Here is a 23,986-nt window from a genome sequence, read left to right as displayed (position 1 = left end):
GGTCGGGGTTTGCCCCCAGGCCCTGAGCCTGACCGAGCCATCGCAAGGACCCTGTATGAGCCTGTCACTTCTCAGTCGTTATGCCTTCTTCGCCGCCTGTGTGCTGTTCACCCTGGCGAGCCTCCCCTTCAGCCACCACGAATGGTTGTGGCCGTTCACCCTGACCACTGGCATCCTCAGCCTGGTCGGCCTGTTCGACCTGCTGCAGCAGCGCCACGCCGTACGCCGCAACTACCCGGTTCTTGGCAACATCCGCTATCTGGTCGAGGCCATTCGCCCGGAAATCCGCCAGTACCTGCTGGAGTCCGACAGCGATGCCCTGCCATTCTCCCGCGCCCAACGCTCGCTGGTGTATGCCCGGGCGAAGAACGAAGCCTCGGACAAACCTTTCGGCACCCTGATCGACGTATATGAATCCGGTTTCGAGTTTATCGGCCACTCGATGCGCCCGGCACCGCTGGCCGATCCGGCCAGCTTCCGCGTTATCGTTGGTGGGCCGCAGTGCAGCCAGCCGTATTCGGCCTCGATCTTCAACATTTCGGCCATGAGTTTCGGCTCGCTAAGTGCCAATGCCATCCGTGCGCTCAACCAGGGCGCCAAGCTGGGCAACTTCCACCACGACACCGGCGAGGGCAGCATCAGCCCTTACCATCGCGAGCACGGCGGTGACCTGGTGTGGGAACTGGGCAGCGGCTACTTCGGGTGCCGCACGCCGGATGGGCGCTTCGATCCCGAACGCTTCGCCGCCCAGGCGCGCAGCCCTCAGGTGCGCATGATCGAGATCAAGATGAGCCAGGGCGCCAAGCCCGGCCACGGCGGCATATTGCCCAAACACAAGGTTACCCAGGAAATTGCCGAAACCCGTGGCGTGCTGATGGGCGAGGATTGCATCTCCCCGTCGCGCCACAGCGCCTTCTCGACACCGATCGAAATGATGCAGTTCATCGCCCAGTTGCGTGAACTGTCCGGCGGCAAGCCGGTGGGTTTCAAGTTCTGCCTGGGTCACCCGTGGGAATTCATGGGCATCGCCAAGGCCATGCTGGAAACCGGCATCCTGCCCGACTTCATCGTCGTCGATGGCAAGGAAGGCGGCACCGGCGCAGCGCCTGTGGAGTTCACCGACCATATCGGGGTGCCACTACGTGAAGGCCTGCTGTTCGTGCACAACACCCTGGTCGGCCTGAACCTGCGCGACAAAATCAAGCTGGGCGCCAGCGGCAAGATTGTCAGCGCCTTCGACATCGCCAGCGTGCTGGCCATTGGCGCCGACTGGGCCAACTCGGCACGCGGCTTCATGTTCGCCATCGGCTGCATCCAGTCGCAAAGCTGCCACACCAACAAGTGCCCGACCGGCGTGGCCACGCAAGATCCGCTGCGCCAGCGTGCGCTGGTGGTGCCCGACAAAGCCCAGCGGGTGCTGAACTTCCATCACAACACGTTGCGTGCCTTGGCGGAAATGCTCGCGGCGGCAGGCCTGGAGCACCCGGCTCAACTGGAGGCCAAGCACCTGGTGCGGCGCATTTCGGCCACCGAGATCAAGCTGTTCTCGCAGATGCATGTGTTCTTGAAGCCAGGTGAGTTGCTGACCGGCGAGGTGGACGGGCAGTTCTATTCGCGGATGTGGCAACTGGCCCGGGCGGACAGTTTCGAGCCGCACAGCGAAGTGGCGGCCTGACGGAACGCTGGGGCCGCAAAGCGGCCCCACGTCAGATCAGGAGGCGGTACTCGTCGCACCTTGTGCGTCTTTCGGCGCCAGGCGGAGCGTGTAATACAGCACCGTCAGCAGCACCAGGAACGCCGGGCCGATGTACAGGGCCACACGCGTATCCTCGAAGTACGCCATCAGCCCGACCACCAGCACCAGGAAGGCCAGCGCCAGATACGAGCTCAGCGGCCACAGCCACATGCGGTACTTCAGTGCCTTGCGCTCGGCAGTGGTAAGGCCGGCGCGGAACTTCAGCTGTGCCAGCAAGATCATCACCCAGGTCCAGATCGCACCGAAGGTGGCGATCGAGGTTACCCAGACGAAGACCTTTTCAGGCACCAGGTAGTTGGCCAGCACGCCCAACAGCAACGCGCCGATCGACAGCAGCAGCGCATTGCGTGGCACGCCGTTCTTCGAGGTACGGGCGAAGGCCGCCGGGGCCTGGCCGTTCTGCGCCAGGCTATAGAGCATGCGCCCGGTGCTGAAGATGCCGCCGTTGCACGACGAAAGCGCCGCTGTGATGACCACGAAGTTGATGATGCCGGCGGCGGTCTTGATGCCGAGACGCTCGAAGGTCATGACGAACGGGCTGCCCTGACTGCCGATTTCGCTCCACGGATAAATCGACAGGATCACGAACAACGCGCCGACGTAGAACAGCAGGATGCGCCAGAACACCGAGCCGATGGCCTGCGGAATGGTCTTTTGCGGGTTGCGTGCTTCACCTGCGGTGAGGCCGATCATTTCCACGCCCAGGTAGGCGAACATCACCATCTGCAGCGACATCAGCACGCCAGTCACACCATTGGGCATGAACCCGCCGTTGCTCCACAGGTTGGAGATACCGACTGCGACACTGTCATTGCCAAAGCCGAAGGCAATGATGCCGATGCCGCCAAGAACCATGGCGATGATGGTGACGATCTTGATCAGCGCGAACCAGAACTCGAACTCACCAAAAGCCTTCACCGCCACCAGGTTGACCGCGCCCATGCTGCCCAGCGCCGCCAGGGCCCAGATCCAGCGCGGTACGTCGGGGAACCAGATGCCCATGTAGATGGCCACTGCAGTAATTTCGGCAACACAGGTCACCAGCCACAGGAACCAGTAGTTCCAGCCGGTCAGGAAGCCCGCCAATGGGCCGAGGTAATCCTGGGCATAACGGCTGAAAGAGCCGGCGACAGGGTTGTGCACGGCCATTTCACCAAGCGCGCGCATGATCACCAGGATGGCCAGGCCACCGATGATGTAGGACAACATGATGGCCGGGCCGGCCATTTCGATCGCCTTGGCCGAACCGAGGAAAAGACCGACACCGATACAGGCGCCCAGCGCCATCAGGCGGATGTGCCGTTCGCCCAGTTCACGCTTGAGCGGGCCGCCTTCAGTGGCCTGGCCGTGGGCAGAGTGGTTGCCGACTGGCATAGCAATACAACCTCATTTTGTTATTGGATTTGACCTCCGTGCAGCCGCGACCATGCCGATAGGCGTGGCGTTGGCTTGCCAGGCCGGCCTTGTGAGCCGGCCCATGTGCCGGACTAGAGCGCCCGGCAGGGCGAAGGGGGCCAGCAGTATAGGAAGACCGTTGTAGGAGTTTTCACTGTATATATGCAGAAATTTGGCTAGAACTCTGGGGCCGCTGCGCCCCCCCAAAAATCGCCAAGGCACCATAGCAACATCGTCCGTTGAGGAAACCCACACCAAAGCCGCATAGCCCTACGCCACTTTTCCCTTCTTCTTACAAATTTTTCACCCTATCCACTCAACGTCTAAGCTTCAGACAAGCAAGACGAAAACACCTGGCCGGATAGAAGACTATGGGCGCACTGTGGCAATCGGAACCCAGCAGAACGGAAGCACCCGAGATACCTCCGGCCGAGACGCCACAACCTGAATCCCCCCGTCAGCGTCGGCTATGGTGGTGGCTGATCCTCCTCACCCTGCTGGTGGCACTGGTAGCTATCGCCGTTGCCGCGTACGACGAGTTCCGCACCTCCGAACTGCAATCGCGCGAGTTCAGCAAACTGGCCGGTACACTGACCTACTCGCTGCAACCTGGTCCCAGCGACGCCATCATCTACCCCGGCGATGGGCCGTTCGACAAACGCCTGGGCTATAGCGCCCTGGGTGAATTCCTGCCACGCCTGCTCAAGCGCGACTACCTCATCAGCGAACAGGTGAAGTTCTCTCCCGCACTGATGAACTACGTCGAACATGGGCTGTTCGCTCCCTATATCGAGAAGATCCAGGCCGGCCTGTCGATCACCGACTGCCGCGGCGACACGCTGTACCAGTACAACTACCCCCAGCACCTGTACCCGGACTTTGCGGCGATTCCTCCCGTGATGGTCAACAGCTTGCTGTTCATCGAGAACCGCGACCTGTTGGATACCAACGAACCACGTAACAACCCGGCCGTGGACTGGCCACGCTTTGCCAAGGCCGCCTACAGCCAGGTCGCCAAGTACCTGGCCCTGCCCGGCCAGTCTGCCGGCGGCAGCACCCTGGCCACACAGCTGGAGAAATATCGCCACTCACCCGATGGCCTGACGGTGTCGGGCGCGGAGAAGATCCGGCAGATGATTTCTGCCAGCGTACGTGCCTATCAGGGCGGCCCCGACACCACAGAGGCACGCCAGCGCATCGTGCGCGACTACCTCAACAGCGTACCGCTGTCGGCCGTGCCTGGGCATGGTGAGGTACATGGCATGGCCGAGGGCCTGCGGGTGTGGTACGGCGCCGACTTCGACCAGGTCAACCAGGCCCTGAACGCCACCGCCACCGACCCCGAGAGCATGGCCGCGCGCGGCCTGGCCCTGCGCCAGGTACTGTCGCTGATGATTGCCCAGCGCCGCCCCTCGTATTACTTGTCCAAGGGCCGGGTCGAGTTGGCCGAACTCACCGACTCGCACATTCGCGTGCTTGCCGCCAACAAGGTCATCAATCAGCCGCTGGCCGATGCCGCGCTGGCCAGCAAGGCGGTGTACCGCGACTGGGTAGCGCAGCCAACCATCGTACCGATCATCACCAACAAGGGCATCAGCCTGGCACGCAACCGCCTGTCGGCCATGCTCAACCGCCCGCTGTACGACCTTGACCGCCTTGACCTGTCAGCCACCAGTACCTTGCAGGCCGACCTGCAACTGCAGGTCAGCCAGTACCTGAAAAACCTTGCCGACCCAGAGTTTGCCGCACAGATCGGCCTGATCGGCGAGCGGCTACTCACTGCCAAGACCACCGACCAGGTGAGCTACAGCTTCACCTTGTTCGAGCGCACCGCCGATGGCTCGCGGGTACGGGTGCAGACCGACAGCACCAACCAGCCCTTCGACATCAATGAAGGCAGCAAGCTGGAACTGGGCTCAACCGCCAAGCTGCGGGTACTGACCACCTATCTGGAAATTATCGCCGAGCTGCACGACAAGTACGCGGGCAAACCTGCCGCCGATCTGAAGAAGGTCGAAGTGGCCGAACTCGACCGCATCACGCAATGGTCGCTGGAATGGCTGGCACAGAACAGCAAAAACCAGAGCCTGGACGCCATGCTCGACGCCGCGCTGGAACGCAAGTACTCGGCCAACACCGGCGAAGCGTTCTTCACTGGCGGCGGGATGCATGTGTTCAACAACTTCCGCAAGGAAGACAACAACCGCAACCCGACACTCAAAGACGCACTGCGCGAATCGATCAACCTGCCGTTCATCCGCCTGATGCGCGACCTTGTGCGCTACGTGACTTACCAGCAGCCGTACAACCGCGTGGCGCTGCTCAAGGACGACACCGACCCGCGCCGTCAGGAGTACCTTGCGCGCTTCGCCGACAAGGAGGGCACCAAGTACCTGATGCGCTTCTGGAAGAAGTACCAGCGTAAAACCTCGCAACAACGCCTGGACACGTTCCTCGACAGCATGCGCGTGACCCCACAGCGGTTAGCGGCAGTACACCGCTACCTGTTCCCCGAGGCAGGCCAGGAAACGTTCAACGCATTCGTGCGTGCCCACCTCAACGGTAACAAGAAAGTGTTGGGCAAACTGACCGATGGCCGTCTGTCAGAGATGTACGCTGCTTACGGCCCAGGCAAGTACGACCTGCCCGACCAAGGTTACATCGCCAAGGTTCACCCGCTGGACCTTTGGCTGCTTGGCTACCTGCTGAAGCACCCAAGCTCGACACTGACCGAGATGGTCAATGCCAGCCGTTTCGAGCGCCAGGAGGTATATGGCTGGCTGTTCAAGAGCCGCCACCAGAGCGCCCGAGACAGCCGTATCCGCACCATGGTCGAAATCGAAGCCTTCCTCGATATCCACCAGCGCTGGAAACGCGTGGGCTATCCATTCGACCACCTGGTGCCCTCATTGGCCACCGCCATCGGCAGCTCCGGCGATCGCCCCGCTGCCCTCTCGGAACTGGTCGGGATCATCCAGAACGACGGCATTCGCCTACCAACCCTGCGCATCGATACCCTGCACTTTGCAGCCAATACACCCTACGAGACCAAGTTGATCACAGACCCGGACCGGGGCGTGCGAATTCTGCCGGTCGAAGTGGCACGTGCGCTCAAAGGCGCCATGTCGCAAGTGGTCGACGCAGGTACCGCGCGGCGTATTTCCGGCAGCTTCAAGCTACAGGACGGCACGCCACTGGTGATGGGCGGCAAGACCGGTACCGGTGACAACCGAATCGAAAGCTTCGGCGCCGGCGGCCGGCTGATCGGTTCGCGCTCGCTGAACCGCACCGCCACCTTCGTGTTCTTCCTCGGCGACAACCACTTCGGCACGCTGACCGCCTTCGTGCCGGGTCGCACGGCAGAAGCGTTCAAATTTACCTCGGCGCTGCCGGTGCAGGTGCTCAAGGGCATGGCACCGATCCTCATGCCATACCTGCAGCCAGGCAACCCGAATGAGTGCAAACCGCCACAGGTTGCCCTGCACACACCGCCGCCGACAGGTAACACATCGACTGAGTAGATGATAATCATCAGCATTTAAAGGCTTGTCATTAGATATATCTTGAGTAATATCTTACGATATATCGCAAACGACAGAGCCCTATCCTTATGCGCGAACATCACCCTCATGACCCCTTCGAGCGGCGCCCCGGCCGTGGCGAACGCGGCCCGCGGGTCTTCGCCCCTGGTGACCTCAAGCTGCTGATGCTGGACTTGCTGGCCGAGCAACCCGGCCACGGTTACGACCTGATCCGCCAGATCGAAAACCTGTTCGAAGGCAGCTACAGCCCAAGCCCCGGGGTGATCTACCCCACGCTGAACTTTCTTGAAGAAGCCGAGCTGATCAGCGGCCAGGTGCAGGGCAGCAAACGCCTGTATGCCATCACCGATGCCGGCCGCAGCGCCTTGGCGGATCAGGCGGTAGCCCTGGATGGCGTGCGCATGCGCATCGAGGTCAGCAAACGCGCCCTGCGCGGCCACGACCGCCCACCAGAGATTCATGAAGCAGTCGGCAACCTGCGCCATGCACTGCACATGCACAGCGGCCGCTGGACCGCGGAAGAAATCGAACGGGTCCGTGACCTGCTCAACCATGCCGCCAAGGCTATTGCCTCCGGGCCAACCGAACCTTTCAGGGAGACGCCCAATGAGTGACACCGTTCACCGCGTAAACCATGAGATCCGCCAGCGCCGTCTGCAGGTACTTCGGGTCACCGAGCTGACCCCGCGCATGCGCCGCATCACCTTGGGGGGTGCCGAGCTGCAAGGCTTTACCAGCATGGGCAGCGACGACCATATCAAGCTGCTGTTCGCCGAAACGCCGGAGCAACAACAGGCCATCGAGGCCCGTAATCTGGGTAAGGACGGTGGCGCGCGGCCTACCATGCGCGAGTACACGCCACGGCGCATCGACCTGGTGGCAAATGAGCTGGACATCGACTTCGTGCTGCACGGCGACGGCCCTGCCTCTACCTGGGCCGCACAGGCCACGCCCGGGCAAACCCTGGACATCGCCGGGCCAAGGGCCTCGCTGGTGGTACCGGATATTTTCGACAACTACCTGCTGATCGGCGATGAGACTGCCATCCCGGCAATTGGCCGTCGGCTGGAGGAGTTGCCAGCCGGCCGCCAGGTGCTGGCAGTGATCCAGATAGAAGACGAGCAGGAGCGCCAGCCGCTGCCAAGCAAGGCCCAGGTGGAAGTGATCTGGGTACGTCGCCAAGAGGAAGACTTGTTGGCACTGGTGCGAAACCTGAGCTTGCCGCAAGGCCAGCTGTATGCCTGGGTGGCGCTGGAGAAAGCCCTGACTCGCCAGGCCAAGGCGTTGTTGCTGGAGAAAGGGGTAAAGGAAGACGCGCTAAAGGCTGCAGCCTACTGGCGGGCCAACGGGACCGCCGACGACGAGTGATCGTGATTGCCTGATCTGCCGTCTTCGCGGGCAAGCCCGCTCCTACACTGATCGGGGATGGACGCAAATCGGCGGTTGGACACAAATCGGTTGTTGGCACAGGCCGTTGTAGGAGCGGGTTCACCCGCGAACACCGGCGCAGCCGGTGCCACGCAAAGCGCCGCCTGCGTCGCGGTTTGAACCATTTGATAAGACCAAGCGGTTCAGCCCCGACCACCTCAGAAAAGCTCGACCGCCCACAGCGTATCTACAGGGCGCCACGCCACGTTGTTGCTTACCAACGAAGGTCTCGCTGCCCCGCCAGGGCCTGCGGCCCGAGCCATTGGGCCCCACGCAACAATGGCGTCAACGGCGCTTCAGGCTGCAGCTGGAACACCACCTGCGCCCGGCGCCCTGGCAGGTCGGCATCCACGCCCAGTTGATGTTGCCCTTGCTGCGCTAACTGCCCGCGCAGGTGCCAGCCACTGCGGCAGTCCATTTCCAGCCAGCCGTGCCCAAGGCCTAGTGACCAAGGGTCGCTCAGCGCAAGGTCGGTTACGATCACGCGGCCTTCACTGGCTTGGCATTGGCGCCCTGCCCCTTGCATCTTCAACACACCCTGCCACTGGCCGGCCAGGCGGTAATCCGTCGATACCGTCGCCAAAGTCCCCTTGGCTGATACCTCCAGCCGCCAACGCCAAGGCCAGCCTTCTGCAAGCAACTGCCAGGCCTGGCCCTGGAACCCCACCTGCGCATTCGCCTGCAAGCGCCAGGGCTGCAGCGTCCAGCGCAAAGGCCCGACCGGCCCCCATTGTTGTGCCTGCCCTTGCCAAAGGCTTCCACTGACATCACGTATCGGCAGGCCGGACGCACGCACCAACCACTTGGCCGGAAGCTCGATAAACAGCGTGAGCACGAATACCAATAGCACCCAGGCCATTGCTGCTCTGCGGCTCATGGCTGCACCACCAGGTCGAATCGCAAAGCCTTGCCCTGCTGCTCCAGCCCCCATTGCAACGGCAGTGCGCCTTCTGCACGCAGGCTCTGCAGCCAGCCTTGCAGCATGCGCTCATCGGCCACTTGCCCGCGCAGCTGCCAGGCCTTGTCTTGTGTATCGACTTCGGTCAGTTCGATCCCACGGGCCTGGGCCGACTGACGTAGCCGCTCCAGGTTCACACCGGGCCCGCCTTGCAGGCTGGCCGCCTGTTCGGCCAGCGCGCGCCACTGGCCAAGCTCGCGCCATTGCGCAACGCCTTCACGCAGGGCCAGGACGGCCAGCAGCAGAGCGATCAGTCCCCAGGCGAACTTGAAGCGATGACGCTGTAACCAGTCCCGGTTCATGAGGCGGCTCCCAAGTCGAAGATCACCCGGCCTTCTTGAACCTGCACTGTGGCGCCAGCGGCAGCTGCCATATCACGCCATGGCGGCGCATTGCCCTCGCCCTCCAGGCGCAGGTGCCAACGCTGACCATCGAAGCGCACCGCTTGCAGGCGCCAATCAGGGTTGGCACGCAGCCAGGCCTGCAAGCGAGCCTGCAGGTCGTCTAGCTGACGTGTACGCAGTTGCTGCTGCAGTACGCTCTCGCGCAGGCGCTTGAGGGCCTGCGCCGCGTGCCGAGGGCTGGCCTGCTCGCCGGTCACGGCAATGACCTGGCTGCGCCAGAGTTGCGCCTGGCGCCATTGCTGGCTCAACCACAAACCACCCCAAACGGTGGCCAGCATCAGGCAAGCCGCCAACAGCCGCTGCTGCTGGCGGGACGCCACCGGCAACGAGCGGACTTTGCGGGTGCGTTCGAACAGACCGGGTAATGTGTCGAGCGGCGCAAATACGGTGGGCCAGTTGCCGCTCAGCGACGTCTTGTGCAGCCCTGCCCACGGTGGCTGCGGCACCCCACCCAAGGCATCAGGCCAGGCCAGCCAGTGTTCCTGTCCGTCTTCGGCCAGCCCTTTGTAACAGGACATGCCGGGCATACGCTGCCATTGCCAGGCGCATCCTGGCTCGGGCAGCGGCAGCAACTGCAGCTCCGCCCAGCAGCGCACCACCTGCAAGCCCCAGGCGGCACATTGGCCACGCCAGTCATCCAGCTGCTGACGCGCCACTACCAGCAGGCGAAGGTGCCCGGGTTCACGGGCCAGGCAGGCACAAGCCACCTCATGCGGGGCCTGCAGCAAGCGATCCTCAAGCAACAAAGGCCATTCTTCGCGCTTGAGCCCGGGCGGGGCCGGCACGCGAAAATGGCTGCAGGCTTCGGCAGGCAGAACCAGCGCAACATGGGCCTGCGGGTTGGCCGGTGGCTCACCCTGCCCCTGGCTTTGCAAAATACCCTCCTGGACCAGCGCCCAGTGCCAGACAGCACCCGGGCGCAGCAATAGCCACGCCTGGGCCGGCGTACGCCGCCGCCATTCAAATTTCATGAGCGCCCCCATGGAAGGGCGAAGGTGCAGACATAGGGGGCTCCATCACGCAGCAGTTCCAGACGCACGCCACGGCCTGGGTGCACCGGTTGGTCAGAAGGCCAGGCCAGCCAGCGGCCGCCCTGGTAGTACAGAACGTTCATGGCGCTGACCTGGTCGAGTCGTTCGCGCTGTACCCAGCGTGGGGCGACGGCGGCGTACAAATCCGCCGAGCTTTCCAGCAGCAGGCGCTGCTCACGGGCCTCGAAGCGCAGGCGCTGGCGTTGCAGGCGCGAGCCACCTTCGGCTGCCGGCAGGCCGGTGCTGGCAACCCACAGCAACTGGTTGCTAGCGGGCTGCCAGTCCAGCCAACGACTGGCCAACGGCAGACGCTGGTCGTAGACACGGCGCAGCACCGGGCTGTCGAAGCGCCGCTCCAGCGCCAGGCAAAAGTCCAGCACCGAGGTTTGCTGATTGGTGTGCTGCAGGCGCTCGCGCACCTTCAGCCAGCCGTTGACCAAGGCAGCCAGCATGATGCCAAGCACGGCAGTCAGGGCCAGAGCGACCATCAGTTCGATCAGGGTCAGGCCTGCCTGGTGGCGTTTCATGGGCGCTCCAGAAACACGGTGTACTGGCCCAGTGGCAGGCGCTGCTCGCGGTCGGCGAACAGCTGTAGCTCGCCACGGCGCAGGTCGCGCACGCCGGTGCGGCGCAGTTGCAGTTGCCAGTGACACAGTTGGCCACCTTGCCCAAGCTCGCCGGCTACCTGGTTTTCGGCAGGCCAGTACTGCTCGACGACAAAGCGTGCTTGCAGCTCACGCGCGCACAACAAGCCAAGGCGGTGCTGTTGCAGGTTGTCCTGCACAGCCAGCCGCTGGCGGAGTACCTGGCTGGTGATCACCGCCAGCACGGCAGCGATCGCCAGGGCTACGGTCACCTCCAGCAGAGTGAAACCACGCTGTGTTTGCTTCATGGCACTACCCACATGCCATCGGTGCGGCTCCAGGCCCATTGCTGACTGCCATCGGCCCAGCGCCAGCGCACGCTACCCGACTGCGCCCAGCCATGCGGCGTGAACAGCACGCGCGGTTGCGGGCTGGCCGGCCAGTCCGGGTGCAGGCCCTTGGGCCAGTCGCCGAGCGGCACCGCTTCGACCACCCAGGCATTGGCCTCGCGGCGCACGAACTCCGGGCGCTGGCCATTCCAGCGCAGCCCGCGCAGTTGCCCGGCATGCCGGGCCAGCGCGGCCTGGCCGCGAGTCTCGGCCGCCAATCGTTGCAAGGCCTGGTCGACACGGGCCTGGCCACTGCCGAGCCCGACTACCGCCAGCCCGGTCATCAGCCCGGCGATGGCCAGTACCACCAGCAGCTCGATCAGGCTGAAGCCACGCTGACCGCGCACCGGTTACAGCGCCCAGTTACCCAGGTCGGCATCCTGGCCTTCGCCACCCGGCATGCCATCGGCGCCCAACGAGTACACATCGACCCGGCCGTGTTCGCCGGGCATGCGGTACTGGTAAGGGGTGCCCCACGGGTCTTCCGGCAGGCGACGCACGTAGCCATCACTGCGCCAAGCCCGAGGCAGCGGCTCCTGAGCCGGCTTTTTCACCAGCGCGGCCAGGCCCTGTTCGTTACTGGGGAAGCGCAGGTTGTCCAGACGGTACATGTCCAGTGCCTGCTCCAGGGTGGCCAGGTCGGCCATCACCTTCTGCTTCATGGCCTTGTCCTGGTTGCCCAGCACGCTGGGCGCAACCACGGCGATCAGCAGGCCGATGATGAAGATCACCACCATGATTTCCATGAGGGTGAAGCCGCGTTGGCGGTTACTTCGATGCTGCATGGCAATACTCCTTGTCGTCACAATTGCAGGCCCTGGTTGAGTTGCATGATCGGCAGCAGCACCGCCAGCACGATGAACAGCACCACAGCGCCCATCACCAGGATCATCAGGGGTTCGAACAGCGCCATGGCGGTATCGACCTGGCGGGCAAAGCCGCGCTCCTGGTCGTCGGCCACGCGCTCGAGCATGTCCGCCAGGGTGCCGCTGGCCTCGCCGCTGCCGACCATATTCACCAGCAGCGGCGGGAATTGCTGGCTGGCATCTAGCGCACGGTGCAGGCTTGTGCCGCCCTGCACGTGTTGGCGCACCTGCTCCATGGCCAGGCGGATACGCCGGTTACCGATGGTTTCAGTGGCCACTTGCAAGGCTTCGAGCAGGGCCACGCCACTGCCAGTGAGAATCGCCAGGCTGCGCGCCAGACGTGCGCTTTCCAGCACCTGCAGCAGGCTGCCAATACGTGGCAGGCGCAGCAGCAGTTGGTCGCGACGCAGACACCAGTGCGGTTTGCGCAGCAACCATCCAGCCAGCACGGCAAGCATCAACGCCAGCCCCAGCAACCACGGTCCGGCCTGCACCACCGCCTGGCTCAAGCCGATCAGCAACGAGGTAATCAGCGGCAGACTCTGCCCGGCGTGGGCAAACTGTTCGGTGAGCTTGGGCACGACGAAGGTCATCAGGCCAATGACCACGGCCAGCGACACCCCCATCAGTACCGTGGGGTAGATCAACGCGGTACGGGCCTTGTGTTGCTGGCGTTGTACCTGCTCCAGGTGGTCGGCCAAGCGGGTCAGCACCTGGGCCAGGTGCCCGGAACGTTCGCCGGCCTCGACCAGCGCGCAGTACAGGCCAGTGAACGGTGCGCCCTGCCGGGCCAGGCTGCGGGCCAGGCCTAGGCCTTCGGCCAGCGAGCCGCGCAAGGCCACCAGCACACTGTGCAGGGCGGGCTGACGCAGTTGCCGTTCAAGGGTGGCAAGGGCATCGACCAAGGGAATGCCGGCCCCGGTCAAGGTGGCCAGCTGACGGGTCAGCTCACACAGCTGGGCGCGGCTCAGGCGCTGGCGACGGGGTTGTCGGCTGCCGGCTTCATGACGCTGCAACTGGCGGGCGAACAGGCCCTGCTCGCGCAACAGCTGGCGAGCGTGGCGTTCACTGTCAGCCTGCAAGCTGGCCTTGTGCGATTTGCCGGCGAGGTCAACGGCCTGGTAGCGATAGGTTGGCATGCCTTAGCCCTGTACCACGCGCAGTACTTCGGCCAGGCTGGTCTCGCCGCGAGCAAGGCAATCGCTGGCCATCGCCACCAGGCTTTGGCGCCGATCAGCCAGGTAATCCTGCATGGCCAGCTCACTGGCGCCGTCGTACAACAAGCCGATGAGCCCAGCGTCCAGTTCGATAAACTCGTACAGCCCCAGTCGCCCGATATAACCGCTGCCCTGGCACTGCTCGCAGCCCACGGCGTGATAAGTGCTGTCCAGTGCCGCCAGCTCGGGCCACAGCTCGCGCTCGGCGGCCTGTAGCGGGTGCGCCACGGCACAGCTGCACAAACGCCGCACCAGGCGCTGGGCCAGGACGCCGCGCAGGCACGAGGCGATCAGGAAGGGCTCGATGCCCATGTCGCGCAGGCGGGTCACTGCGCCTACCGCGCTGTTGGTGTGCAAGGTCGACAGCACCAGGTGGCCGGTGAGGCTGGCCTGCACGGCGATCTGCGCAGTCTCCTGATCGCGGATTTCGCCGAGCATGATCACGTCAGGGTCCTGACGCAGGATGGCGCGCAGGCCACTGGCAAATGTCAGCCCGGCACGCGGGTTGATGGCGGTTTGGCCAATGCCGGCGATGGCGTACTCCACCGGGTCCTCGACGGTAAGGATGTTGCGGCTGCCATCGTTGAGGCTGTTCAGGCTGGCGTACAGGGTCGTGGTCTTGCCCGAACCGGTCGGCCCGGTGGACAGCACAATGCCGTTGGGCCGCGCCAGGCAACTGCGCAGGCCCTGCAATACCGCTGCCGGCATGCCCAGGTTATCCAGCGCCAGCAGTCTGGCCTGCTTGTCGAGCACGCGCATCACCACCCGCTCGCCGTGGATGCCGGGCAAGGTCGAGACTCGTACATCCACTTCGCGCCCCGCCGCGCGCAAGGTGATGCGGCCGTCCTGGGGCTGACGCTTTTCAGCGATGTCCAGGCGGGCCATGACCTTGATCCGTGATACCAGCATGGCCGACAGCGCACGCGGTGGACGCAGCACCTCACGCAGGTGGCCATCGACCCGCAGACGCACCACCAGGCTCTGCTCGAAGGTCTCGATATGGATGTCCGAGGCGCGCAGCCGCAGCGCCTGGCCGAACAGGCCGTTGATCAGGCGGATCACCGGCGCTTCGTCGTCGCTTTCAAGCAGGTCTTCGATGCGCGGCATCTCGCTCATCAGGCTATCCAGGTCGACCTGGTCGCCGATGCCTTCGATCAGCGCCTCGGTGGCGGCATCGCCGGCCTGGTACAGCTGGCCAAGGCGCTCGTCGAACAGCGCAGGTTCCAGATATTCGAGCAGGCTTGGCTGGCCATGCACACGCAACAACTCCTGCAACTGGGCATTGTCGGCGTCGGGCCGCAGCCATAGCTGCCAGCCCTGCTCTGCCGGGGCCATGGCCACTCCGCTCTGCCGTGCCTGGCGATAGGGCAGCATCACCAGTCACCGCCTTCCAGGCGTGCGCGGCTGGCGGGGAATACCTGCAACAGCCGCGTGCCCTCTGCAAGGTCCGGCAATTGCAGCGGTGTGGTCTGCTGCAGGGTGCGGTACTTGTCTTCACTGAGGCCCGCAAGGCTCGGGCCGTCGCGCAGGATACGCGGGCGGATGAACACCATCAGGTTCTGCTTGGTATTGCGGGTGGCATCGGAGCGGAACAACCGGCCAAGATAAGGAATGTCGCCAAGCAGCGGCACACGCTGGTTGCTGGTACTCAACTCGTCACTGATCAGGCCGCCAAGTATCACCAGGCCGTTGTCCTCGACCATGACCTTGGTCTTGATCTCGCGCTTGTTGGTGATCACGTCGCTGGCCGAGCTGGTGTCGGCAATCGACGACACCTCCTGGACGATGTCCAGGCGCACGCTGTTATCGATATTGATCTGCGGCTTGATGCGCAGCTTCACCCCGACTTCCTTGCGCTCGATGGTCTGGTACGGGTTGGCGTTGTTCTGCGTCACGGAGCCGGTGACGAAGGGCACCTCCTGACCGACCAGGATTGATGCTTCGGCGTTGTCCAGGGTCAGCAAGGTGGGCGTGGACAGCAGGTTGAAGCCGCTCTTGCCCTTCAGCGCGTTGATCAGCATGGCGAAGTTGAAGCCCCCGCCGAAATGGCCGATGCCCGCCGTGGCACCGGTAGTGGTGGACAACAGGTCACCCAGGGCCTCGTTGTCGCCACTGGCGGCGGCCCCGGCAATGCTGGCGATATTCACCCCGTTACTGCCGAAGTTGACGATACCGGCGCCGAACTTCTCGTCGGCGAACAGCCACTGCACACCCAGCTCCTGGGCGCTGCTGTCGGACACCTCGGCGATGATCGCTTCGACCACCACCTGGGCACGGCGAATGTCCAGTTGCTCGACAATGGCCCGGTACGCTGCCAGCTCGCTGTCGGGGCCGACCATGACCACGGCATTGGTACCTTCTTCGTATTCCAGGCGGATGCCCGGGCCACCGGAGGCTGGCATCACCGGCCGGTCCTTGCCCTCTGCCTCACCCGCGCCCTCAGCCGGCACCGCACCTTCCTGGCTGAGCCCTCGCAGCACCTTGACCACTTCACCGGCATTGGCATGGCGCAGGTAGATCACCTGGGTGCTGCCATTGCCCGGTGCCTCTTGAGGGCGGTCAAGCTGGCGCAGCAGGCTGGCGATGCGTTCGAGGTTGCTGCGCCAGTCAGTCACCACCAACTGGTGCGCCGCCGGGTACGGTGTAATAACCCCAACCCGCGGGTCGATCAGCGGTTTGAGGATACCCAGTACCTGTTCGCTGGCGGCGTTGCGCACGTTGAATACGCGGGTGGCCACGCTGTCGCTACCCTCACCCTGCCGCCCGCCCGCCTCCACTGGCACCGGCTCCAGGCGCGCGGCCTGGTCGGGCACGATCTTCACGCTGCCATTGGGCAGGTCGACGGTGGCATACCCCTGGGCGCGCAGTTGGGCCAGGAAGATGTCGTAGATGGCGTCGGCGTCGTGCAGGTCGACAGTGCGCACGGTGACCTTGCCCTTGACCCGGGGGTCGACGATGAAGGTAGTGCCGGTGATGCGCGACACGCTGTCGATGAACTCGCCGAGTTCGGTATCGACGAAATTCACTTCGTACATCGGCGTACCGTTGTCATCGAACACCGGCTCTTGGGCATAGGCCATGGACAAGGCCAGGCTCAGCGCAGCCGCCATGCAGTATCTAACAGGCATCGTTCATCCTTGCCGCTTGAAGCCGGTCACGGCGGGGCGTGGCGGCCAGGGCAGGCGCTCACGCCGCCCCTGGTTGTTGAAAATCAGGCCATCGCTGTCGATGTCCTGCAGCACGATCCCTGGCGCCAGGCGCTGACCGCGGGCCAGGGTGCGCACTTGCTGGCCGTAGCGCAGCACCACCACACTGGCGGCCAATGGCTGGGCCTTGAGGCCGCCGAGGTACTGCAGCGGCAGACGGGTGATGGTGATGGCGCCGTTGTCGGGCGGCGCCTGCCAGTGACCGACCATCAGCCCGGGCAGCGGGCTATCGGCCACCGCAGGTGCCGTGGCCGGGTGTGGCTGCCGGCTCAGCTGCAGCACACACTGCGCAGACAGCCAGCCGGCCAAGGTCAGGCCAGCACCGGTGAGCAGACGCGAGGTGAGCATCACGAGGCCAATTGCCGTGGGTGCCAGCCTGGGTGCCCCTGCACGTAACGCACTTCGGGCAGTTGCAGCGGCGCCAGTTGCCAACCGTCAGGCTGGCGGGCGAGCCAGGCCTCGACCCGCTGCCAAAGTGGCTCGCCGGCCTGGCTTTCGAATTGCAAGCCAAAGGTGCGGCACAGGCCCTGCACCGGCTCCAACCCCGTGATGCGCTTGCCTTGTGGGCTGTAGCTGACGCTCCAGGCCTGGCCCTGCCAGCGCGGCAGGTCCTGGCTGTTGTCCAGCAGCAGCGGGTCACCGAACAATTGTTCAGCGGCGTTTTCCAGCACTTGTTCGACCTGCCTGGCCGGTGCCTCGACCACTGGCGCCGGGTAACCACCGGTAAGGCTGATCAGGTGTTCGCGGGTAATGGGCGCCCCGGCGGACAGCGGGTAGTCGTAACGCAGGCCCGGCAGCAACACGGGCATGCTGCTATCGTCGGCCAAGGCTTGATGCAGCAGGCAGTCCCAACTGCCGCCACGGGTATCGCGGCGCCACAAGGCCTGGGGCGCGCGGGCCAGCGGCTGGTCGAGCCAGGCCGCGTGGCCGGCCCGTTGCTGGCGCAGTTGTGCCTGCAATTGCGCGACACGCAGCTGCGCGGCAGGCGCCAGTTGCTGTTCAAAGGCCGGGAAAAAACGCCCGTCGAACTGCCACTGGCCGGCCACTCGCTGGCAGCGCAGGCGGAAGGCACCGCTGCCCCGGCAGCCGGCAAACAGCACCGGCACGCGCCGACCGCTGGCCTGGGTGACCTCGACCGGTGCCGGCCACAGGTCCTGACCACGGGCACACAACAGCACGTCGATTTGCGGCACCCGTTCAGCCAGCCACAAGCCGGGGCCCGTGCCTGCATCGGCCATGGCCACCACCAGGTCAGCCTCGCGCCGGGCTTGCTCGAATACCGGCAGCAGTGACTGATACCACTGTTTAAGAGAGGCTTTCTGGTCCTGTGCGTACGGGTCGGTCACGCCAACCACTGCAATACGGGCACCGCCGCGCTCGAAAATGTGCAGGCCTTGCACGCCCAGTGCCTGGCGTTGTGCGTCAGCCAGCCCGGCGCCGAGGGTAATGGCGCTGGCCTGGCGATACAGGCCCATGCAGCGTTGCGGCCACAGCACACGCTCGTCGCTGCTGACCCGCGCTTCGATGCCCAACAGCTGGCTGCCTTGCACACCACTTTCGCCCTGGGTCAGGTAGGCCAGGCCACTGCCATTCCAGCCTTGGCCGTTTTCCAGGGTCAGGCTGTTGCCCGCACCGGCCTCGCCACGCAGTTGTTCCAGCAACGCCGCGAGCACCGCATAACCGCCCAGCGGGGCCGTCGTTGCCTGGCGGGCATCGAGCAGCGGCGCCAGTTGCGGGTAGGCGATGCTGGCGCTGCTGCCGGTCATCCAGGGCGCACGGCCCAAGTGGCTGACCGGCCCCAGCCGGGTAGCCGGTACCACCGCCTGGCCAGGCTGGCGGGCATCGAGGGTATCGGCGACGTACAGCAAGTCGAGCCGGGCGTTGCCGCCCTGCTGCCCTGGGAAGGCTGTGCAGGCGCCGAGCAGCGGTGCCAAGGCACCGATACCCATCCAGCCGATCACTTCGCGCCTGCGCACACTGCTCGCCATCGCATCGCCATCCTTATCCACGTCCATTCAGGGTCCCGGATGTTGCGGCGTTGGCATTACAGTTTGATGGCAGAAATCCGACAGAAATTCCAATTCGATCTTTAGATTCCCCATCCAAGAACCGAAAGTTTTAAAAGCTCGTTAACATTTCTGCCAAGGAATCATCACACTTGCGCCTTACAGTCGCGGTTTCTTCCAACTCAGCCAACATAAGGACAACCTGATGAGTCGAGATACCGGCGACAACCTGGACCGGAACCAAAGCGGCAATCTGCCGATGGCCAACGTCATGGATGCCTACCTGAGCCGCCGCAGCGTGATGCGCGGCAGCCTGGGCGCCGCCATCGCCATGATCGCCGGTACCGGCCTGACAGGCTGCTTCGACGGTGGTGGTTCCGATCACGATGATCCGGTCACCGAACCGCCAGTCACCGAGCCGGAAGTGCCAAAACTGGCGCTGGGCTTCCAGTCCATCCCAGGCTCGCGCACCGACGCCTGTGTGGTCGCCGCCGGCTATAGCGCCTATGTGCTGGCACCTTGGGGCACGCCACTGAACAGCAACGGCAACCCGTGGAAGTCCGACGGCAGCAACACCTCGACCGACCAGGCCAACGCCATGGGCATGCACCACGACGGCATGCACTTCTTCCCCATCAACGGCAGCTCGGAAGACGGCCTGCTGGCAATCAATTTCGAGTACATCGATACCGCCGCCCTGCACCCGGCCGGCCCCACTACCGATGTCAACGGCAAGCGCCCAGTTGAAGAAGTGCGCAAGGAAATCAACGCACACGGTGCTGGCGTGGTACGCCTGCAGAAAATCAACGGCCGTTGGCAGGTGGTCGACAACGACCCGCTGAACCGTCGCTTCACCACTGCTTCACGCATGGAAATCACCGGCCCGCTGCGTGGCACCGACCACGTCAAGACCAAGTACTCCACTGCTGGCACCCACTGCCGTGGCACCAACAACAACTGCGGCAATGGCTATACCCCGTGGGGCACCTACCTGACCTGCGAAGAGAACTGGCCGGGCATCTTCGTCAACAAGGGCACCCGCCCCGAGGACCAGCGCCGCATTGGCGTGGGCACCTCCAGCGGCCAGTACAAGTGGGAAAGCGCTGCCGGTGACGCCAGCGAAGTGGATGACGAATTCGCCCGTTTCGATGTTACCGTCAAAGGCGCCAGCGCCACCGACGACTATCGCAACGAAGCCAGCACCTACGGCTACATTGTCGAAATCGACCCGTACAACAGCAGCACCCTGGCCACCAAACGCACCGCGCTGGGCCGCTTCCGCCACGAGGGCTGCGCCCCCGGCCTGCCCGTCGCCGGCAAGCCGCTGGTGTGGTACATGGGTGACGACTCGAACAACGAGTACCTGTACAAGTGGGTGTCCACCGCCGTGTGGGACCCCGCCGACGCCACCCCGGCCGACCGCTTGGCCACCGGCGCCAAGTACCTCGACCAAGGCAAGCTCTACGTGGCCCGCTTCAATGCCGACGGCACCGGTGTATGGCTGCTGCTGGATGTGGCCACCGCCACCACGGGCGGCAGCACCTTGGGCGCGCTGTACGGCGACTTGCCGGGCATCATCCTCAACACCCGCGGTGCTGGCGATGCCGTGGGCGCAACGCCGATGGACCGCCCGGAATGGACAACGGTCAACCCGCTGAACGGCGATGTGTACCTGACCCTGACCAACAACAGTGCACGCACCCCGGACAAGGTCGATGCAGCGAACCCGCGCGGCCCGAACCGCCACGGCCACATCATTCGCTGGCACGACAGCGACGATCAGCTGAGCTTTAACTGGGACATCTTCGTGTTCGGCGCCAACGCTGCCGGTACTGCCGACATCAACCGCTCCGGCCTGACCGAACTGAACCAGTTCGCCAGCCCCGACGGCATGAGCTTCGATAGCCGCGGCGTGCTGTGGTTCGAGACCGACAACGGCGAAAGCACCTTGACCGACTACACCAACGACCAGTTGCTGGCGGTGATCCCTACCGACCTGGTGGATGCCAGCGGCAAGCAGGTGCCGGTGAACGCACAGAACCAGGTGGACCTGCGGCGCTTCTTTGTCGGGCCAAACGGTTGCGAGGTGACCGGGATTACCTTTACCCCGGACAACAAGACGCTGTTCGTCAACATTCAGCACCCGGGGAACTGGCCGTATACCGACAAGGCGACCGATGCGACGCCGGCTGGGGCTACCGTACGGCCGCGGGCTTCGACGGTGGTGATCCAGCGTATTGATGGCGGGGAGATCGGCACCGTTTGATCCAGTGCCGGTCAGCCAACCTTTTGCTGGCTGTACCGGCCTCTTCGCGGGCAAGCCCGCTCCTACAGGGATCCCACGGGTTTCAAAACCGGCGTAGGGGCGGGCTTGGCCGCGAAGGCGCCCGTAAACGTTACCAGGCTATCGGCTCCCGGCTACGCACCCGCACTTGCTGCGCTGGCACCCGGGCATGCCACTGCACCACCCCCAGCGCCTCCACCTGGAATTCGCTGCGCATCACCCGCCCCTCTTCTTCGAACGACAGCTGCAACAGAAAATGCCCGCTATTGAGCAGCAGCCCTTCGCTCAACCGTTCGAACGTTTCATCATCCACCGCCCCCAGCGCCTGGCGCAGCGCGGCGGCATCCACGTACCCTGACGCCGGCCGACCGCTGATGATGCGGCTGAGCAACGAACGCGAGTAACGCCCTTCATACAGCGCCTCCAGCAGGGGCAGATGCTCCAACCCCAACGCATTGGCGTTGAGCCGCCAGCCAGTAGTCTGCGACAAGGCGCACAGCATCGGGTAACGCGCCTGGCGGCTGGCGTCCGGCTCCAGCAACAGGTTCAGCTCGCTGGTGTCGAGCATCGGCTGGTCAGCCGCCAGCCGTGGCGGTTGCTGGCGCAGGTACTGGGCGCTCTCGGCGCCCTGCAGGCGGGCATCACTGTCGGCATCGAGCCAGTCGGCCAAGGCATCGACCAGGCGTTCGGCCGCCATGTCATTGCCCAGCAAGTAACGCAACTGGCGCTCGGCGCGTTCGCCATCGGCACCCAGCAACGCATTGACGTTGAAGCAGGTGTGCTGGTCGCGTACCCGCAACTGCGCCTGGCCAGCGCCAAAATCGTAGTTCAGCGGCTGCCCGCGCAAGGCTTGCCAGAACACCGGGCTGAGCCGCCAGGCGGGGTCACGCAGGGCCTGCCCGGCATAAGCCAGGCCGGCCTGCTCCATGGCCCGCACCTGCACCCGCTGGTGTAGCAGGCGCACATCGTCAACCTGGCGTCGGCCATCCTCCACCAACCAGGCCATGCCCGCCGCCAGCATTGCCAGCACCACCATCACCATCAACAGGGCCGCACCCTGCTGTTGCCTTCCACCCATCCGTGTGTGCCTCGCTCGCGGAATAAAAACGCCAGTCAACACGCGGGGTGTTTCAGGTAGATGGCAATGCCCGTTCGTCATGCGCACGTCATCTAGGCAAGGCAGGATTGCCCTTCCTTTTCATGACCTTACAGGAGTGGTCGCTATGGGTGGCATTGGAATCTGGCAACTGGTGATCGTACTGCTGATCGTGTTCTTGCTGTTTGGTACCAAACGCCTGAAGGGTCTGGGTAGCGATGTGGGCGAGGCGATCCAGGGTTTTCGCAAATCCATGGGCGGCGACAATGACGCCAGCGCCGCTGGCCAGGCGCAAGTGCAGCAACAGTGCCCGCTGAACGGCCAGGCTGCTCAGCAACCTCAAGCGGACCGCCAGGCCTGATGTTCGAGGTAGGCTTCAGCGAGTTGCTGCTGATCGGCGTCGTCGCACTGTTGGTACTAGGCCCCGAGCGCCTGCCGGTGGCAGCCCGTACCCTCGGGCGCGGCCTGGGCCAGGCGCGCCGGGCCATGCACGCCTTGCGCACGCAGGTGGAGCGCGAAATCGAAATGCCCAACCTCGACAAGGCACCTTTGCAGCGCCTGGAACAGGAGATCCGCCAGGGCATCAGCCTGAACGCGGTGCCGGCCAATGATGCGGCCACGGCCGCGCTGCCCAAGGAAAAAGCTTCATGAGTATTGCCATGGACCCTGCGGCGAGCATGCCGCTGACCGAACACCTGCGCGACCTGCGCAAACGCCTGGTGCGTTGCCTGGCGCTGGTGGCATTGGTGTTTGCCGGCCTGTTCCCCTTCGCCCAGACGCTGTACACGCTCATATCCGAACCGCTACGGCGCTTTTTGCCGGAAGGCGCGAGCATGATCGCCACCAGTGTCACCTCGCCCTTTCTAGCACCGTTCAAGCTGACCGCGATGTGCGCACTGTTCCTGGCCATGCCGTTGCTGCTGCATCAGGCCTGGGGCTTTCTGGCGCCGGGGTTGTACCGCCGTGAACGGCGCATTGCCCTGCCGCTGCTGGTTTCGAGCATCGTGCTGTTCTATGCCGGCATGGCGTTCGCGTTCTTCCTGGTGTTCCCGATGATGTTCGGTTTCTTTGCCAGCGTGACGCCGGACGGCGTGGCGATGATGACCGACATCAGCCAGTACCTGGACTTTATCCTGGCGCTGTTTCTGGCATTCGGGCTGGCGTTCGAGATCCCGGTGGCGACGTTCATCGTGGTCTGGGCGGGGTTGGCCGATGTGGCCGCATTGCGACGCAGCAGGCCCTACGTGGTCGTCGGGTGCTTTGCGGTGGGGATGATTCTGACACCGCCGGATGTGTTTTCGCAGACGATGCTGGCAGTGCCGATGTGGGTGCTGTTCGAGGTGGGGTTGCTGGCTTGTGGAATGTTGAAGCGGCCGGAGCCAGGCAAGGAGATTGTGGCTGGATTGTAGGGCCCTTTCGCGGGCACGCCCGCTCCCACAGGGATATCACAATCCTCAGAACCTGTGATATCCCTGTGGGAGCGGGCGAGCCCGCGAATGGCCGTGATGGGTTCTAGAACTCGGCGAGGCGCCAGACTTCATAGGCTGGCGTCTCGTACGGGTGGCTCTGCTTGAGCGCAGCGACGACCTGAGCCACCAGTTCGTCAGCCACCACCAGCTCCACCTTCCACTCCTCCACCACCTCGACCTGGCCGGTTTGCCCGAGGAACGGCTGGCTGCCGTCCAACGGGCGGAACTGGCCCTGGCCCAAGGTTTGCCAGGCGCAGTGGTCATAATCACCAATGCGCCCGCCGCCAGCGGCGAACACAGCGCCCTTGACCGCTGCGACGTGGCTGGCGGGGACGAAGAAGGCGAGCTTGTACAC

23 protein-coding genes are annotated in these 23,986 nt (G+C 64.3%); 8 read left to right on the top strand and 15 right to left on the bottom strand.

Annotated elements, in window-relative coordinates:
* The first annotated feature begins 55 nt into the window (after positions 1 to 55).
* Positions 56 to 1,675 (top strand): FMN-binding glutamate synthase family protein, encoded by a 1,620-nt coding sequence (locus GST84_05725; protein XGB11884.1) that lies wholly within the window; start codon positions 56 to 58, stop codon positions 1,673 to 1,675.
* A 36-nt stretch (positions 1,676 to 1,711) separates the two neighbouring features.
* Here GST84_05725 and GST84_05720 read toward each other — a convergent pair whose 3' ends face one another.
* Positions 1,712 to 3,130 (bottom strand): amino acid permease, encoded by a 1,419-nt coding sequence (locus tag GST84_05720; GenBank protein ID XGB11883.1) that lies wholly within the window; start codon positions 3,128 to 3,130, stop codon positions 1,712 to 1,714.
* A 392-nt stretch (positions 3,131 to 3,522) separates the two neighbouring features.
* Here GST84_05720 and GST84_05715 point away from each other — a divergent pair, with 392 nt between their 5' ends.
* The 3 genes from GST84_05715 to GST84_05705 all read left to right on the top strand — a co-directional run bounded on the left by GST84_05715 (position 3,523) and on the right by GST84_05705 (position 8,061).
* A complete protein-coding gene (locus tag GST84_05715; GenBank protein ID XGB11882.1) occupies positions 3,523 to 6,672 on the top strand; it encodes a glycosyl transferase family 51 in 3,150 nt (1,049 codons plus the stop codon).
* Positions 6,673 to 6,761: 89 nt separating this feature from the next.
* Positions 6,762 to 7,307, top strand: a complete 546-nt coding sequence (locus GST84_05710) for a PadR family transcriptional regulator (GenBank protein XGB11881.1) — start codon at positions 6,762 to 6,764, stop codon at positions 7,305 to 7,307.
* Positions 7,300 to 8,061 (top strand): SIP domain-containing protein, encoded by a 762-nt coding sequence (locus GST84_05705; GenBank protein XGB11880.1) that lies wholly within the window; start codon positions 7,300 to 7,302, stop codon positions 8,059 to 8,061. Before GST84_05710 ends, GST84_05705 begins: the two co-directional genes overlap by 8 nt.
* A 274-nt stretch (positions 8,062 to 8,335) precedes the next feature.
* On the opposite strand, the gene GST84_05700 is transcribed toward GST84_05705, so the two are convergent.
* From GST84_05700 to GST84_05645, 12 genes are read right to left on the bottom strand one after another with little or no spacing between them, the layout of a single operon-like run.
* Positions 8,336 to 8,998, bottom strand: coding sequence for a general secretion pathway protein GspN (locus GST84_05700; GenBank protein XGB11879.1), 663 nt, complete (start codon positions 8,996 to 8,998; stop codon positions 8,336 to 8,338).
* Positions 8,995 to 9,381: a type II secretion system protein GspM gene (gene gspM / locus GST84_05695; protein XGB11878.1), complete on the bottom strand. Its 387-nt coding sequence runs from the start codon at positions 9,379 to 9,381 to the stop codon at positions 8,995 to 8,997. The genes GST84_05700 and gspM overlap by 4 nt, the downstream gene beginning before the upstream one ends.
* A complete protein-coding gene (gene gspL / locus GST84_05690) occupies positions 9,378 to 10,466 on the bottom strand; it encodes a type II secretion system protein GspL (GenBank protein ID XGB11877.1) in 1,089 nt (362 codons plus the stop codon). The genes gspM and gspL overlap by 4 nt, the downstream gene beginning before the upstream one ends.
* The gene (locus tag GST84_05685; GenBank protein XGB11876.1) at positions 10,451 to 11,041 is read right to left on the bottom strand and encodes a prepilin-type N-terminal cleavage/methylation domain-containing protein; all 591 of its coding nucleotides are present in this window, start codon (positions 11,039 to 11,041) and stop codon (positions 10,451 to 10,453) included. Before GST84_05685 ends, gspL begins: the two co-directional genes overlap by 16 nt.
* Complete coding sequence (locus GST84_05680; protein ID XGB11875.1) at positions 11,038 to 11,406, bottom strand: prepilin-type N-terminal cleavage/methylation domain-containing protein; 369 nt, start codon at positions 11,404 to 11,406, stop codon at positions 11,038 to 11,040. The genes GST84_05685 and GST84_05680 overlap by 4 nt, the downstream gene beginning before the upstream one ends.
* On the bottom strand, positions 11,403 to 11,834 hold the full coding sequence (gene gspH, locus GST84_05675) for a type II secretion system minor pseudopilin GspH (GenBank protein XGB11874.1): 432 nt from the start codon (positions 11,832 to 11,834) through the stop codon (positions 11,403 to 11,405). Before gspH ends, GST84_05680 begins: the two co-directional genes overlap by 4 nt.
* A gap of 3 nt (positions 11,835 to 11,837) precedes the next feature.
* Complete coding sequence (gene gspG / locus GST84_05670) at positions 11,838 to 12,272, bottom strand: type II secretion system major pseudopilin GspG (GenBank protein XGB11873.1); 435 nt, start codon at positions 12,270 to 12,272, stop codon at positions 11,838 to 11,840.
* Between the two features lie 17 nt (positions 12,273 to 12,289).
* On the bottom strand, positions 12,290 to 13,492 hold the full coding sequence (gspF, locus tag GST84_05665) for a type II secretion system inner membrane protein GspF (protein XGB11872.1): 1,203 nt from the start codon (positions 13,490 to 13,492) through the stop codon (positions 12,290 to 12,292).
* Between the two features lie 3 nt (positions 13,493 to 13,495).
* Positions 13,496 to 14,944 (bottom strand): type II secretion system protein GspE, encoded by a 1,449-nt coding sequence (locus GST84_05660; GenBank protein XGB15713.1) that lies wholly within the window; start codon positions 14,942 to 14,944, stop codon positions 13,496 to 13,498.
* Positions 14,944 to 16,680 (bottom strand): type II secretion system secretin GspD, encoded by a 1,737-nt coding sequence (gene gspD, locus GST84_05655; GenBank protein XGB15712.1) that lies wholly within the window; start codon positions 16,678 to 16,680, stop codon positions 14,944 to 14,946. The genes GST84_05660 and gspD overlap by 1 nt, the downstream gene beginning before the upstream one ends.
* A 21-nt stretch (positions 16,681 to 16,701) precedes the next feature.
* Entirely contained in the window at positions 16,702 to 17,124 is a 423-nt protein-coding gene (locus GST84_05650; GenBank protein ID XGB11871.1) for a pilus assembly protein PilZ, read from the bottom strand.
* Entirely contained in the window at positions 17,124 to 18,764 is a 1,641-nt protein-coding gene (locus GST84_05645; GenBank protein ID XGB15711.1) for a lipoprotein UxpA, read from the bottom strand. Before GST84_05645 ends, GST84_05650 begins: the two co-directional genes overlap by 1 nt.
* Positions 18,765 to 18,987: 223 nt before the next feature.
* Here GST84_05645 and GST84_05640 point away from each other — a divergent pair, with 223 nt between their 5' ends.
* Complete coding sequence (locus GST84_05640) at positions 18,988 to 21,048, top strand: DUF839 domain-containing protein (protein XGB11870.1); 2,061 nt, start codon at positions 18,988 to 18,990, stop codon at positions 21,046 to 21,048.
* 130 nt (positions 21,049 to 21,178) lie between these two features.
* On the opposite strand, the gene gspK is transcribed toward GST84_05640, so the two are convergent.
* Positions 21,179 to 22,144 carry a type II secretion system minor pseudopilin GspK gene (gene gspK, locus GST84_05635; GenBank protein ID XGB11869.1) on the bottom strand — a complete coding sequence of 322 codons (966 nt, stop codon included), beginning with the start codon at positions 22,142 to 22,144 and terminating at the stop codon, positions 21,179 to 21,181.
* Positions 22,145 to 22,289: 145 nt separating this feature from the next.
* On the opposite strand from gspK, the gene tatA reads away from it, so the two are divergent.
* From tatA to tatC, 3 genes are read left to right on the top strand one after another with little or no spacing between them, the layout of a single operon-like run.
* Entirely contained in the window at positions 22,290 to 22,523 is a 234-nt protein-coding gene (gene tatA, locus GST84_05630; protein XGB11868.1) for a twin-arginine translocase TatA/TatE family subunit, read from the top strand.
* Positions 22,523 to 22,813 (top strand): twin-arginine translocase subunit TatB, encoded by a 291-nt coding sequence (gene tatB / locus GST84_05625; protein XGB11867.1) that lies wholly within the window; start codon positions 22,523 to 22,525, stop codon positions 22,811 to 22,813. The genes tatA and tatB overlap by 1 nt, the downstream gene beginning before the upstream one ends.
* Positions 22,810 to 23,571, top strand: coding sequence for a twin-arginine translocase subunit TatC (gene tatC, locus GST84_05620; protein ID XGB11866.1), 762 nt, complete (start codon positions 22,810 to 22,812; stop codon positions 23,569 to 23,571). The genes tatB and tatC overlap by 4 nt, the downstream gene beginning before the upstream one ends.
* Positions 23,572 to 23,674: 103 nt before the next feature.
* On the opposite strand, the gene GST84_05615 is transcribed toward tatC, so the two are convergent.
* Positions 23,675 to 23,986: an NGG1p interacting factor NIF3 gene (locus GST84_05615; protein ID XGB11865.1), complete on the bottom strand. Its 312-nt coding sequence runs from the start codon at positions 23,984 to 23,986 to the stop codon at positions 23,675 to 23,677.

It is taken from the genome of Pseudomonas putida (genome assembly GCA_041879295.1).
Lineage (GTDB): Bacteria > Pseudomonadota > Gammaproteobacteria > Pseudomonadales > Pseudomonadaceae > Aquipseudomonas > Aquipseudomonas putida_Y.
The sequence above is the reverse complement of the archived record's forward strand: the minus strand, read 5'-3'. Positions and strand labels throughout refer to the sequence as shown.